Origin of the sequence: Candidatus Terasakiella magnetica (genome assembly GCF_900093605.1) — a bacterium.
GTDB classification, from domain to species: Bacteria; Pseudomonadota; Alphaproteobacteria; order Rhodospirillales; family Terasakiellaceae; genus Terasakiella; species Terasakiella magnetica.
Genome location: NZ_FLYE01000045.1, coordinates 199,355 through 212,111 on the forward strand (window position 1 = coordinate 199,355; position 12,757 = coordinate 212,111).

At 47.5% G+C, this 12,757-nt stretch carries 13 protein-coding genes; 6 read left to right on the forward strand and 7 right to left on the reverse strand.

Annotated elements, in window-relative coordinates; genetic code table 11:
* Positions 1-68 precede the first annotated feature (68 nt).
* On the reverse strand, positions 69-878 hold the full coding sequence (gene fabI, locus MTBPR1_RS14315) for an enoyl-ACP reductase FabI (RefSeq protein WP_069189746.1): 810 nt from the start codon (positions 876-878) through the stop codon (positions 69-71).
* Between the two features lie 170 nt (positions 879-1,048).
* Between fabI and MTBPR1_RS14320 the strand changes: the two genes are divergently transcribed.
* Together MTBPR1_RS14320 and MTBPR1_RS14325 are read left to right on the forward strand one after the other, a co-directional pair.
* Entirely contained in the window at positions 1,049-2,269 is a 1,221-nt protein-coding gene (locus MTBPR1_RS14320; RefSeq protein ID WP_069189696.1) for a YihY family inner membrane protein, read from the forward strand.
* Between the two features lie 144 nt (positions 2,270-2,413).
* A complete protein-coding gene (locus tag MTBPR1_RS14325; protein ID WP_165602681.1) occupies positions 2,414-3,334 on the forward strand; it encodes an ABC transporter substrate-binding protein in 921 nt (306 codons plus the stop codon).
* 1 nt (position 3,335) lies between these two features.
* Here MTBPR1_RS14325 and MTBPR1_RS14330 read toward each other — a convergent pair whose 3' ends face one another.
* The 4 genes from MTBPR1_RS14330 to MTBPR1_RS14345 form a co-directional block, all read right to left on the reverse strand.
* The gene (locus MTBPR1_RS14330) at positions 3,336-3,782 is read right to left on the reverse strand and encodes a YaiI/YqxD family protein (protein ID WP_069189698.1); all 447 of its coding nucleotides are present in this window, start codon (positions 3,780-3,782) and stop codon (positions 3,336-3,338) included.
* A 6-nt stretch (positions 3,783-3,788) separates the two neighbouring features.
* On the reverse strand, positions 3,789-4,595 hold the full coding sequence (locus tag MTBPR1_RS14335; RefSeq protein WP_126465253.1) for a PDZ domain-containing protein: 807 nt from the start codon (positions 4,593-4,595) through the stop codon (positions 3,789-3,791).
* A gap of 67 nt (positions 4,596-4,662) precedes the next feature.
* The gene (locus tag MTBPR1_RS14340) at positions 4,663-5,625 is read right to left on the reverse strand and encodes a DnaJ C-terminal domain-containing protein (RefSeq protein WP_069189700.1); all 963 of its coding nucleotides are present in this window, start codon (positions 5,623-5,625) and stop codon (positions 4,663-4,665) included.
* A gap of 60 nt (positions 5,626-5,685) precedes the next feature.
* The gene (locus MTBPR1_RS14345) at positions 5,686-6,168 is read right to left on the reverse strand and encodes an RT0821/Lpp0805 family surface protein (protein ID WP_069189701.1); all 483 of its coding nucleotides are present in this window, start codon (positions 6,166-6,168) and stop codon (positions 5,686-5,688) included.
* A gap of 94 nt (positions 6,169-6,262) precedes the next feature.
* On the opposite strand from MTBPR1_RS14345, the gene pdxH reads away from it, so the two are divergent.
* Complete coding sequence (gene pdxH, locus MTBPR1_RS14350) at positions 6,263-6,847, forward strand: pyridoxamine 5'-phosphate oxidase (protein WP_069189702.1); 585 nt, start codon at positions 6,263-6,265, stop codon at positions 6,845-6,847.
* A gap of 32 nt (positions 6,848-6,879) precedes the next feature.
* Complete coding sequence (locus tag MTBPR1_RS14355) at positions 6,880-7,800, forward strand: cation diffusion facilitator family transporter (RefSeq protein ID WP_165602682.1); 921 nt, start codon at positions 6,880-6,882, stop codon at positions 7,798-7,800.
* Positions 7,801-7,917: 117 nt separating this feature from the next.
* On the opposite strand, the gene MTBPR1_RS14360 is transcribed toward MTBPR1_RS14355, so the two are convergent.
* On the reverse strand, positions 7,918-8,121 hold the full coding sequence (locus MTBPR1_RS14360; protein WP_069189703.1) for a YgaP family membrane protein: 204 nt from the start codon (positions 8,119-8,121) through the stop codon (positions 7,918-7,920).
* A 9-nt stretch (positions 8,122-8,130) separates the two neighbouring features.
* Positions 8,131-8,436 (reverse strand): ArsR/SmtB family transcription factor, encoded by a 306-nt coding sequence (locus tag MTBPR1_RS14365; protein WP_069189704.1) that lies wholly within the window; start codon positions 8,434-8,436, stop codon positions 8,131-8,133.
* A gap of 64 nt (positions 8,437-8,500) precedes the next feature.
* Between MTBPR1_RS14365 and MTBPR1_RS14370 the strand changes: the two genes are divergently transcribed.
* Both MTBPR1_RS14370 and MTBPR1_RS14375 read left to right on the forward strand, forming a co-directional pair.
* Entirely contained in the window at positions 8,501-9,484 is a 984-nt protein-coding gene (locus tag MTBPR1_RS14370) for an efflux RND transporter periplasmic adaptor subunit (protein WP_069189705.1), read from the forward strand.
* Entirely contained in the window at positions 9,481-12,678 is a 3,198-nt protein-coding gene (locus MTBPR1_RS14375) for an efflux RND transporter permease subunit (protein ID WP_069189706.1), read from the forward strand. Before MTBPR1_RS14370 ends, MTBPR1_RS14375 begins: the two co-directional genes overlap by 4 nt.
* Positions 12,679-12,757: the final 79 nt, after the last annotated feature.

Consider the following 12,757-nt stretch of genomic DNA (forward strand, 5'->3'; position numbering starts at 1 on the left):
TTTCCCTGTGCAAACAGGGTCTCTTTTATGATGGCAAAAGTCCCCTGCTTTCACAGGGGAACAGTGTTTTATGATGTGGCGATATCTGGGGCATCAACGGCTTTCATACCAACGGTATGGAAACCAGAATCCACATGGTGTGTTTCACCCGTTACACCAGAAGATAGCGGTGAAAGCAGGTAAAGACCACTGCCGCCCACATCTTCCATAGTGGTGTTGCGACGAAGTGGAGAGTTCAGCTCATTCCATTTCAGGATATAGCGGAAATCACCAATGCCTGAGGCTGCCAATGTTTTCATTGGGCCTGCGGACATGGCATTAACGCGGATGCCGTCTTTACCAAGGTCTTCAGCCAAGTAACGCACAGAGGCTTCAAGGGCTGCTTTGGCAACACCCATGACGTTGTAATGCGGGATGACACGCTCTGCACCATAATAAGTCAGGGTCAGCATGGAACCGCCCTCATTCATCATGGCTGCTGCACGTTTGGCAACTGCTGTGAAAGAGAAGCAGGAGATATCAAGCGTTTGCAGGAAGTTCTCGCGCGAACAATCCACATAACGGCCTTTAAGTTCTGATTTATCAGAATAGGCGATACCATGGAGGACGAAATCAATCTTGCCCCATTTTTCTTCCAATGTATCAAAAACCGCATCGATGCTGGCTTGGTCTGTTACATCACAAGGCAGGACAATGTCAGAGCCGATTGATTGGGCCAAGGGTTCTACACGTTTTTTCAGCGCATCACCTTGATAGGTGAAAGCCAAGTCTGCACCTTGTTCTTTTAAGGCCTGTGTAATGCCCCAAGCGATTGAACGCTCGTTGGCGACTCCCATGATCAGACCTTTTTTTCCAGCCATAATTCCAGCCGCAGCCATATCATCCTCACTTAAATCTTCGTCTAAACTTACCGATATGAAGCCCTTTTTGCCTTTTTTTAAAGAAGGCTTCAATATTTCTTTGAACTTTGTATAGGATATTATCAACAAAGGTGAAAGAATTCTCTCCTCACATTTTTAAAGTTTTTGGTAACAGTCGGTAACAAAACATGGATCAGGCAGAAAAAAAGACCCTCGATAAGCAAGCCATTGGCGAAATTTGGAAAATGGTGATGCGCCGTTTTGGTGAGGACCAATGTTTACGCATTGCAGCCTCGCTTAGCTATACCTCCTTGTTATCACTGGTGCCTTTAATGGCAATCAGCTTTGCAATTTTTGCAGCTTTTCCGGCTTTTGAGGGCGTGCAACAACAGCTTCAGTCTTACGTGTTTGAAAATTTTGTTCCCGCAGCTGGGGATGCGGTGTCGCAATATCTCAAATCCTTTACCGAAAAAACAGGCGGCATGACCACCATCGGGATCGTTGGTTTGGGTGTTACAGCCATTATGTTGCTGGCAACTATTGAAGATGCCTTAAACCGAATCTTTCGTGTGCGGGAAAAACGCCCGTTTGTCTCACGCCTTTTGATGTTTTGGGCGCTTTTAACATTGGGGCCGTTGTTGATGGGGGCGAGCCTGTCGCTTTCGACTTATTTTTATGCTCTTGCGAACTGGGTGAATGTGGACCAGATGGGCGGGATTAATGTCTCGGCCTTTGCCAGTGTGATTTTGCCAAATGTTATGGTGATGGCGGCGCTGACGTTTTTTTATATTTTCGTGCCTAACCGTACGATTTCATGGCGCAACGGAATTATTGGCGGGGTCTGTGCCGGTGTTTTGTTTGGTGTGTTGAAAAAGCTCTTTGGCTTATATGTCTCAAGCTTTCCCTCGTATCAAGCAATCTATGGTGTGCTTGCCACCATTCCGATCTTCTTGATTTGGATGTACTTGACATGGGCGGTGGTGCTCATGGGGGCGTTATTGACCGCCACATTAGAAGATTGGGGCCATACAGCCTTTCGTGAAGGTCAGATCATCACGCCGGCAGATAAAATGGCAGCAGCGCTTCATGCGCTTCGCCTGTTGAAAGAACAACATGCCAAAGGCGGGCCTTTAGATGATCATGTCTTAAATCGCGAGCTTGGCTCCCATGTGGCCTCAGATGTGATGAAAGCACTGAATAAAGCAGGCTTTGTTGCCCTGACTGAAGAAGATAAATGGGTGCTTGCGCGTGATTTAAGGGAGGCTGAGCTGGCTGAACTTCATCAAATACTGGGCCTTGAGCTCACGGATGCGCAATATGGTCATGGCAATACAGCTAAAGCCATTAGCACTGCGGAAGAGGCACGTCTTGCAGCCATGCGCAAATCACTTGTTGAAGTGTTGGATTGATTTAAATTTATAGTTGAGTGAGTTGTAAAATATATAAAAATTCTAGCATATGATACAAATTTGAAATAAATTACATATAAATATGAACTTTTGCCGTTTGTGAGCTTGTCTTTAATGTTGGTCAGAACTCTCATAGCTTTTTTGATGTTGTATATGCTGTCTTGGCAGCAGGCACAGGCTATGGAGAAGGTCAGCCTTAAGTTACAGTGGCTGGATCAATTCCAGTTTGCCGGATATTATGTGGCAAAGGAAAAGGGCTTTTATGAAAAAGCCGGGCTTGATGTTGAAATCATCCCCTTTACCTTTGGTTCCCCTAATGTTGTGAATGATGTTGTCGAAGGAAGAGCCACTTATGGGACAGGGCGCTCTTCTTTACTGGCTGCTCATGTCAAGGGCTTGCCCGTTGTGGCGCTTTCAGCCATTTTTCAAGAAACGCCTTCAGTCTTGCTCACCCGTGATGATACGGGGATTGAACATCTTTCAGACTTAATCGGTCGTCGTATCATGATTACACCGGATGAGTTGGGTGCGGCTTCAACAATTGGTATGCTGGCCTCAGAAGGTTTACGTGTATTTGATGTGGTGCGTATGGACCATTCTTATAATCTGGATGATTTGATTAATAAGAAAACAGATGCCATGGCCTGTTATGTCTCAAACGAGCCGTTTGTTTTAAAAGAAAAAGGCGTTGGTTTTAACAGCTTTTCACCAAAGGACTTTGGTCAGAATTATTATGGTGACCTGCTCTTTACCTCGCAAAAAGAACTTAAGACGCATCCGGGTCGGGTAAAACGCTTTAAGGCGGCATCGCTTATGGGCTGGGCCTATGCGTTTGATCATATTGATGAAACAGTGAATTTGATCAAAAGATCGTATAATGGCCAGAAGAAATCCGTCAAAAGCCTTACCTTTGAAGGCCAAGAGTTAAAGAAACTGGCTTATCAAGATGGTTTACCATTGGGCCATATCAGCAAGGCTAAATTCACTGAGATTGCCAAGCTTTATTATAACTTGGGCATCCTGCCAGAAGTTAAAGAGCTCGATAGCTTTGTTTTAGAAGATTGATCTATTTTAATTTTTGAACGTAGGTTTCAAGCGCGCTTAAAAAGCGTGAGCGATCATTTTTGTTAAATGATTTACCACCGCCACCTTCAATCTCGCCAAGATCGCGCAAATGCGTCATTAAATCACGGCTGGCAAGCGCCATGCCGATACTGTCAGGTGTAAATTCCTTGCCGTTGTGATTAAGCACATGGGCACCCTTTTTAATGCAGCGGTCCGCTAAGGGAATATCGCCTGTGATGCAAATGTCCTGATCGCCAATATGTTCTGCAATCCAGTTATCAGCCTCATCAGGGCCTTCTGGGGCAACAACAATATTAATCAATGAGCTTTGCGGCAGGCGCAGCCATTGGTTAGAGACAAAATGAACACGAATATTATGACGTCCTACCACTTTTAGGGTCTCGTCCTTGACTGGACAGGCGTCTGCATCAACAAAAATTTCAACCATACGCCATTATGACATGGGGGTGAATTCAGGGTCAATATCCATGAAGGTGGTATAGACATTGCCATCACGCCAAAAGGTTACAGGGACTTTCTTTTGACCCGCATATTTTTTTCTCAGCTGTACAAAATGTTTACCGTCTTTGATTCGGGTTTCATTAATGGAAATCAGAATATCATCTCTCATCAGATTGGCATAAAAGGCTGAGGAATCTTTAAACACAACAGCAAGCGAAACACCCATATTGCTATTGGTTTTCTTGCGTTGCTCAATGGTCAAGTTTCTGACCTGAGCCCCAAAACCACCAGGGCGTCTTTTTACAAAAAACAAGGCTTCTTGGTCATAGGTTTTCACCATATTGGGAATCCAGGTCGTGCTTGTTCCATATGTTGTCGATGTGCCGGAATAGTTGACGGAATAAGGATTCGATACCGTATCGAAGCTGCCTGAATGATAGGTGGTTTGGGTTTCAGGCACCGTCATGGCAAAGGAATGATCTTCCGTGCCGATATATTTCTTTATAAACAGGACTTTTGCTGCCCCTACCTGTTGGGCTACAGCCTGAAGATGGGCCTCTGTGGCGCCTTTACCTTCAAAGGCAGAATTGCCCAAATAAAGATAACCCTCTTCCATCAGGCTATAGGTTTTTTCATAGGCGCTTGCACTACTGATCTGGGTGATTTCTGCTGGACCGGAATGTGCAATTATTTGCGAGCTGTTTGGTGCTGTACTGTTGGCTTGATAATATTTTTCAATATTATTCACACAGGCAGACAGGCTGAAAAGAAGAGAAAAAGCGATAAGAACACGCATCATAAACACCCTTAAAGAAAATACATCTTTAAGGGGTGTATGATTTCTTTAAAATAAGTAAAGGTGTTTTTTACGATTTCTTTGCGCGAACATCATAGGGTTTGCGTTCTGCCCATTGTTTGACAAAATCACTAAATTCCTTATCGGATTTTTCCGGCAGCATGACGCGCAGTTTGACATATTGGTCACCGCGTTTGCCATCTTTTGTCTTGATGCCTTTACCGCGCAGGCGCAAAGTTGTGCCTGAATTGGCATGTTCTGGCACTTTTACATGTACAGGGCCATCAATGGTCGGGGCTTCAATCTTGGCCCCCATAATGGCCTCTGGCACGGTGATGGGCAGGTCAAGATGTACATCAGTGCCTTTGCGCGAAAACATCGGGTCTGGCTTGATGTGGATTTCCACCATGGCATCACCGCTTGGTGCACCATTTAGCCCCGGCATGCCTTGGCCTTTTAAGCGCAAGGACTGACCATCTTCAAACCCAGCTGGGACATTCACGTTGAGCTCTTTACCCGTTGGCAGGCGCACGGTCTTTTTACAGCCTGTTGCGGCTTCGCTGAATTCCAGTTCTAACCAACAATTAACCGTTGCGCCTTTTTGTTGGGGATGGCTTTCTTCAAAACCGCCACCAAAGTCAGAGTTAAACCCACCGCCAAAGCCGGAAAACGGGTCTTCTTGGCGCCGACCACCACGGGCCTGATTGGCAAAATCTTTAAAGATGTCGTGAAAGCCGCCTGCGCCACCAAAGCCGCCACCTGCATTGCCACCACGGCGTTGCCCGCCAAATCCGCCGGAGCGAAAGGTCTGATTGCCATCTGCATCAATTTGCCCACGGTCAAACTGGGAGCGTTTGTCTTCATCAGACAGAAGCTGATAGGCAGCCTGAATTTCTTTAAAACGTTCTTCAGCCTTAGTATCGCCTTGGTGCAAATCAGGATGGTTCTGGCGTGCCAATTTGCGATATGCAGATTTGATATCGTTTTGCGTGGCGTTTTTACTCAGGCTAAGAACGGCGTATGGGTCTCTCATTTTTGTCAAACTATCCTGTGTTGCAACCAGTTTGGCGCATAAATAAGCTGCTTGAGCGCATTAGTCAACGGTGCGCCATGTTCCATCGGGGCGGCGACAGGCCGTACCTGTGATGGTTTCAAGTTGGCCATCAATGGTGACCGTGCTGGTATAATCGCGACAAGGCTCACTTCTGGCGGTTTCATAAATGGTTTTTGTTGGCGTAATGCCACCTGAATTGCCGCTATCAGGGTTTGACCAGCTTGAGGTTTCCCCAACGGCCTTATTTTCCAGCGCATCTTGCGTGGCATTTTCCATTTTCATTTTATCAAGCTCATCCATAGAGCGCCCAATGGAACTGCCAAGCCAAGCCCCGGCCAAAGTGCCCAAAGCCACACCGACTGTGCCGCCTTTGCCCTTACCGATGTTGGAACCAATCACTGCACCCGCAGCTGCGCCAAGGATGGTGCCGATGGTCTCTTTAGGGTTATCTTCCATTGTTGTCTGGCAGGCGGCGAGCATGGAAACAGCGCCTAGTGCACATGCAAATTTTGATAAAGACATAACAATGACCTTTCATGCGGGTTGACAATTGCGTATGTAAAGCGAACTCTACATAGTATTATATCTACTCTTTATAATTTAGGACAGGTTCGCCGTGACGCAAAGCCCTAATCCAATTTCTTTATTCCATGAATGGATGGAAGAAGCCGAAAAAAACGAAATTAACGATCCCAATGCCATGTCTTTGGCCACAGCCAACAAGGACGGCATCCCCTCTGTGCGTATGGTTTTGCTTAAAGGTGCTGATGAAAAAGGGTTTGTTTTTTATACCAACCTAAAGAGCCGCAAAGCGCGTGAATTGATGGAAAACCCCAATGCAGCGCTTTGTTTGCATTGGAAATCCTTGCGCAAGCAGGTGCGTGTTGAAGGTGCGATTGAACCTGTTAGCGATGAAGAAGCGGATGAATATTTCCAAAGCCGTGCCCGTGTGAGCCGCATCGGGGCCTGGGCTTCAAAACAGTCCCAAGAAATGGAGGGCCGTTTTGAGCTGGAAAAAAGAGTGGCAGAATATACCGCTAAATTTGGTGTGGGTGAAATTCCACGCCCTGATTTTTGGTCGGGTTTTCGCTTAAAGCCAAAAGTTATTGAGTTTTGGAGTGATCAAAAATTCCGGCTTCATGATAGAATTGTCTATGAAGTAAATGATGGCAATTGGGCAACAGTGCGTTTGTTCCCTTAAAATAAAGACTTTAAAGCCAAGGGCAGGTTGTAATGACTATATCAGCCGAAGAAATCAATAAACCCAAGCTTATGCGCGCGGCAACCTATGCCTCTGTCAGTGTTGCGCTCGTTCTTATTTTGGTGAAGTTCTTTGCCTGGATTGCAACCGATTCTGTCAGCCTGCTCTCCACCCTTGTGGACTCGATCCTTGATGCGGGGGCCTCAATGGTCAATCTCATTGCAGTTCATTATGCCTTGCAGCCTGCTGATGAGGATCACCGTTTTGGTCATGGTAAGGCCGAACCTTTGGCAGGACTGCTGCAATCGGGCTTCATCTTTGCCTCTGCCTTGTTCTTGATTGTGGAAACGGGCAAGCGGTTTTTTAATCCTCAAGCGGTTGATAATAGCACCATGGGGGTTGCGGTCATGGTGGTTTCCATTGTGTTGACTGTGGCGCTTGTGGTCTTTCAACGCTATGTGGTTCGAAAAACCAATTCTGTCGCTGTGTCAGCGGACTCGCTTCATTACACAACCGATATTTTGGTGAATGCGGGCGTGATTGTGGCTTTGGTTGTCTCCGCCATGACTGATTGGTTATGGTTTGACCCGTTTGTAGCAGGCGTGATTGCGCTTTATATTTTATGGAGTGTGCGCGAAATTGCCACTGATGCAATGGATTTGCTCATGGATCATGAATTTCCTGATAAAGAGCGCGCCACAATTCGCAATGCGGTCATGTCTGTTGAAGATGTGAAAGGCATGCATGATTTGCGAACACGCTCAAGCGGGCCGCAAAAATTTATCCAGCTTCATCTGGTGCTGGATGCCCAGCTTACCCTGCATGATAGTCATGCGATTTCAGATACGGTTGAGCGGCTTTTGCGCCAGCTGTACCCGGATGCGGAAATCCTCATTCATACAGACCCGGATGATATTGAGGAAGCCATACCGCAGTTTGTTCTAAAGCAATAAAAAAGCGCACCAACCGATATATTGAGGGGATCGGTTGATGCGCTAGAGCGTGAACGCTCCACACCCGAAAACGGAGAGGGGCCCCGTTTGGGATTTCATGTTTTATTTTTGAGAGGCTTAGTTAAAAGCCACACCCGGTTTTGCACCGATTTTCTTCAAGATGGTCGCCAATGGGCAAAAACCTGTGAAAGCAGCTTGAAGCATGTTTGCGCCCACAAAAGCAGTGAGCCACCAGAAGTTTGGGTGAACCAAGAAAGTCAGCGCAAGTGATGCCAAAATAACAGTGCCTGCAAAGGCCATAACGATACGATCGATGCTCATAGTAAATCCTTATTGTTCCAAAGCAGGGCAATAGAGCCCGTAAAGTGTGTGAATAAGCTTCTGGACTTCATCAGAAGACAGGGAGTAAAAAATCATTTGCGATTCACGTCTTGTTTCGACCAAGCCTTGTGAACGCAATTTAGCAAGATGTTGCGAAAGCGCGGATTGCTTTAATCCCACGAGCTTTTCCAGCTCACCAACAGACTTTTCACCATTGCCAAGTTGGCATAAAATCATCAGGCGACGCTCATTGCCCATCATTTTGAGCAATTCGGATGCTGCGAGAGCTTTATCTGCAAAATCTTTAATATTCATAGTTGCTAATTTAGCTGTGGGTGATACTATTGTCAATATGAATTATTCTAACTGGAGCCTTCTTATGAATTTGCGCAGCTTCGCTCTTCTTTCTGCCTCAATCTTTTTCCAGTCTTCGCTTTTATGGGCGCAAGACAGCTTTTTGGTAAAGCAACAGGAAATTGAAGATCAAAAAGCCGTCCTTGCCACGGTGCAGACGGTGGACCTTACCCCCGCACGTGCGCGCATTGGCGGCACGGTGGTTGAGCTGTTGGTCGATGAAGGTAGCCTTGTTAAGGCTGGCGAAGTGATTGCGCGTATTAAGGATGAGAAGCTCCAGTTAGAAAAACAAGCCGTGGATGCGCGCATGGCCTCACTACAAGCAGAACGAAAACTGGCGCAAATTGCACTCACACGTGCACAACGCCTGCGCAAAAGCGGGGCGGGTTCCCAAGCGCGCCTTGATGAAGCGCGCACCAATCTGGATGTGGTTCTTAAAAACCTCAAGGCTATGGATAATGAGCGCGAACTTGTTTTACAGCGCGAACGCGAAGGTGCGGTGCTCTCTCCTGCAAATGGGCGTGTGTTGAGTGTGAAGGTGACAAGCGGCGTGGTGGTCATGCCCGGTGAGGCAATCGCCTCTATTGCTGAAGAAACCTATATTTTGCGCATTGAAGTGCCTGAGCGCCATGCCCGTTTCATTAAAGTAGGTGATCAGGTGCAAGTGGGTGAGCGCAGCATGAGCACTGATAATGGCGGGAAACTGCGCGCAGGAACCGTGCGCCAAGTTTATCCTGAAATGCAAAATGGGCGTGTGGTTGCCGATGTGGAAGTCAGCGGGCTTGGCGATTTCTTTATTGGGGAGCGTATCCGCGTTTTTGTATCAACGGGAACACGCACGACTTTTTTACTGCCAAAAGAATATGTCTATAGCCGCTATGGGCTGCATTATGTGCGCTTAAAAGATAAAACCGAAATTGTGGTCCAGCCCGGTCGTTTGATGAACGATCATTATGAAATCCTCTCCGGCCTGCGCGAAGGTGATGAGTTGATCGGAGCAGGTTCATGAAATTAGGTATTTCAGGCTCCATTACCAAAGCCTTTATCACTTCGCCTCTCACCCCTTTATTGCTGCTGGCCTCACTGGTTGTTGGGCTTGTAGCGCTAGTGATGTTACCGCGCGAGGAAGAACCGCAAATCTCTGTGCCTATGGTGGATATTCTGGTTTCTGCCAATGGGTTAAAAGCCCAAGATGCGGTTGAGCTGGTGACAGAGCCTTTAGAAGATATCGTTAAGGGGATTGATTCTGTCGAACATGTCTATTCCCAGACTCAAGATGACCAAGTGGTTGTAACCGCGCGTTTTCTTGTGGGCACAAGTGAAGATGATGCCATTTTGCGCGTACATGAAAATATGCGCGCCAATATGGCAAAGCTGCCCCATGGGGTGGTGGAACCCTTAATTGTCGGTCGTGGTATCAATGATGTGGCGATTGTGACCTTAACTTTATCACCCAAAAGCAATGAAGCCGCGCGTTGGGATGATAATACCCTTTATGCGGTTGCAGATGAGCTCCAGCATGAGTTGGTGAAGGTCAATGATGTGGGCTTAAGCTATATTGTTGGGGGACGTGCAGACCAAATCAGGGTGGAACCGGACCCAGAACAGCTTGCCCTTTATGGCATTGCGCTCAATCAACTTGTGGAAAAAATCGAACATGCCAACCGCTCTTTCTTGGTGGGAAGGTTGCGCGAAGCCAATCGCTCCGTCCCCGTAGTTGCGGGCCAAACCTTACAAGGCATGCCCGATGTGGGCTTGTTGTTGCTGAGCTCTCATGATGGGCGTCCGGTTTATGTAAAAGATGTGGCACGCGTCATTGTCGGGGCCAAGCCGGAAGAAAAACGTGTTTGGCATATGGAAAAGGCTGAAGATGGCTCATTAGTGCGCAAACCAGCCGTCACGCTGGCTTTGGCAAAACGCCAAGGGGCCAATGCGGTTTTTGTCGCCGATGAAATTTTACAGCGCCTTGAAATTGTAAAAGGCAAGCTTTTGCCAGAAGGCGTGCAGGTTGATGTCACGCGTAACTATGGCGAAACAGCCACGGAAAAAGCCGATGAGCTGCTCTTTCACCTTGGTCTCGCCACGGTTTCTATCGTTATTTTGATCTATTTTACTGTGGGCTGGCGCGAGGCTGTTGTGGTGGCGGTGGTCATCCCGACAACGATTTTGCTGACGCTTTTTGCCTCATACCTGATGGGCTATACCATTAACCGTGTGAGCCTGTTTGCGCTGATTTTCTCCATCGGGATTTTGGTGGATGATGCCATTGTGGTGGTGGAAAATATCGTGCGTCACTGGAACATGAAGGATGATCGCACGCCCTTACAAGCTGCCATTGAAGGGGTGGCTGAGGTGGGCAATCCGACCATTATTGCGACTTTGACGATTGTGGCGGCCCTTTTGCCCATGATGTTTGTTTCTGGCTTGATGGGACCGTATATGAGCCCGATCCCGGCCAATGCATCAGCTGCCATGTTATTTTCTTTCTTTGTTGCGGTGATCATTACGCCATGGTTGTTGATGTTACTGCGCGGTCGCATGATGGAAGGCGATGCCCATCATCATGATGAAAGTGATGGCGGGGCTATGGGGCGTTTTTATGAACGGTTTGCCCGTCCTGTTATCCAAGATCGCAGCAAGTCCAAGAAATTCCTCACCATTGTGGGCGTGGCAACCATTGTGTCTTGTGGTTTGTTTTATACAAAAAGCGTGACGGTAAAGCTTCTGCCTTTTGATAATAAATCAGAAATTCAGGTGGTGGTTGATCTGCCTGAAGGCGCAAGTCTTGAAGCCACAGAACGTGTGAGCATGGATGTGGCGGAGAAGCTGAAAGCTATTCCTGAACTGATGAATATGCAGGTCTATGTGGGGACATCCATGCCGTTTAACTTTAACGGTCTGGTTCGCCATTATTATCTGCGCGATAAGCCGGAATATGGTGACGTGCAGCTTAATTTACTGCCTAAACATGAACGTGATCGCGAAAGCCATGACATTGCGCTGGAAGTGCGCGAACTCCTAAAAGCCGTTGATGCCCCGGCGGGAAGTTCCATCAAAGTGGTGGAAGTGCCGCCCGGCCCGCCTGTGATGGCGACTTTATTAACTGAAGTCTATGGACCAGATGCTGAAAGCCGGCGTGAAGCAGCACAAAAACTGCGAAGCGTTTTTGAAGAGATTGATTTCATCGTTGATGTGGATGACAGCTTTGGTAATCCATCAGAGCGCTTGCGCCTTGAGATTGACCAGCAGCGCCTTGAATTTCACGGTGTGGAAGAAGAAGCGGTTTATGACACCTTGGGGGCATTGCTCGGTGGGGTGAAAGTTGGCTATTCCCATCGCGGGGCTGGCGTGGACCCCATGGAAATTATGGTGCGCCTGCCCAAGGAAGATTTACAAATGTCTGAGCGCCTGCTCTCAACACCTGTGCCGTCAAAAAATGGCAATGTAGAGCTTGGTGAAGTGGTGAATTTGGTGCGCGAAACAGCCTCACATCCGATTTTTCGCCGTGATGGGTACGCCGCTGAAATGGTGACAGCAGAACTTGCCGGGCGCTATGAAGCCCCAATTTACGGCATGTTCGCGGTTGAAGACGCCCTTGAAAAGGTGGATTGGGGCAAGCTTGGTATGCCTGCGCTTAAATACCACGGTCAGCCCCTTGATGAAGGACAGGTGACTTTCTTGTGGGATGGGGAATGGGAAATTACCTATGTGACCTTCCGCGATATGGGGGCTGCCTTTGGTGTGGCTATTCTTGCCATTTACCTGCTGGTGGTTGGTCAGTTTGGTAGTTTCAAACTGCCTTTGGTGATTTTAGTACCTGTGCCTTTAACGCTCATCGGGATTGTGCTGGGTCACTGGATGTTTTCAGCCCCCTTTACCGCAACTTCCATGATCGGCTTTATTGCTTTAGCAGGAATTATTGTGCGCAACTCAATCTTGCTGGTTGATTTTATTCGCCAGCGCCAAGGTGAGGGACGCCCTATTCGCGATGTGTTGCTAGAAGCGGGCATGATCCGCTTTAAACCGATCTTTTTAACCGCAGCAGCAGCCATGATCGGGGCGGCATTTATTCTGGCAGACCCGATTTTCCAAGGCTTGGCAATCTCGCTCGTCTTTGGTTTGTTTTCTTCAACCGCACTCACCTTACTGGTGATCCCTGCCATTTATGTGGTGTTGCGCGATGATGGTAAGGATATGAGATAATACTCATCTAATGCTTGTATTTCGCACTGCGAAATGATACTTAGCCCCAAAAGACCATAAAAAAACTACGTTTATTAAT

Excerpts from the sequence above, each read along its gene's own strand:
- MTBPR1_RS14360 (WP_069189703.1), bottom strand. The coding sequence starts at position 8,121 with ATGAGCATCGATCGTATCGTTATGGCCTTTGCAGGCACTGTTATTTTG.
- MTBPR1_RS14325 (WP_165602681.1), top strand. The coding sequence starts at position 2,414 with ATGTTGTATATGCTGTCTTGGCAGCAGGCACAGGCTATGGAGAAGGTC.
- MTBPR1_RS14370 (WP_069189705.1), top strand. The coding sequence starts at position 8,501 with ATGAATTTGCGCAGCTTCGCTCTTCTTTCTGCCTCAATCTTTTTCCAG.
- MTBPR1_RS14365 (WP_069189704.1), bottom strand. The coding sequence starts at position 8,436 with ATGAATATTAAAGATTTTGCAGATAAAGCTCTCGCAGCATCCGAATTG.
- MTBPR1_RS14330 (WP_069189698.1), bottom strand. The coding sequence starts at position 3,782 with ATGGTTGAAATTTTTGTTGATGCAGACGCCTGTCCAGTCAAGGACGAG.
- MTBPR1_RS14340 (WP_069189700.1), bottom strand. The coding sequence starts at position 5,625 with ATGAGAGACCCATACGCCGTTCTTAGCCTGAGTAAAAACGCCACGCAA.
- MTBPR1_RS14320 (WP_069189696.1), top strand. The coding sequence starts at position 1,049 with ATGGATCAGGCAGAAAAAAAGACCCTCGATAAGCAAGCCATTGGCGAA.
- MTBPR1_RS14375 (WP_069189706.1), top strand. The coding sequence starts at position 9,481 with ATGAAATTAGGTATTTCAGGCTCCATTACCAAAGCCTTTATCACTTCG.
- MTBPR1_RS14335 (WP_126465253.1), bottom strand. The coding sequence starts at position 4,595 with ATGATGCGTGTTCTTATCGCTTTTTCTCTTCTTTTCAGCCTGTCTGCC.
- MTBPR1_RS14345 (WP_069189701.1), bottom strand. The coding sequence starts at position 6,168 with ATGTCTTTATCAAAATTTGCATGTGCACTAGGCGCTGTTTCCATGCTC.
- fabI (WP_069189746.1), bottom strand. The coding sequence starts at position 878 with ATGGCTGCGGCTGGAATTATGGCTGGAAAAAAAGGTCTGATCATGGGA.
- MTBPR1_RS14355 (WP_165602682.1), top strand. The coding sequence starts at position 6,880 with ATGACTATATCAGCCGAAGAAATCAATAAACCCAAGCTTATGCGCGCG.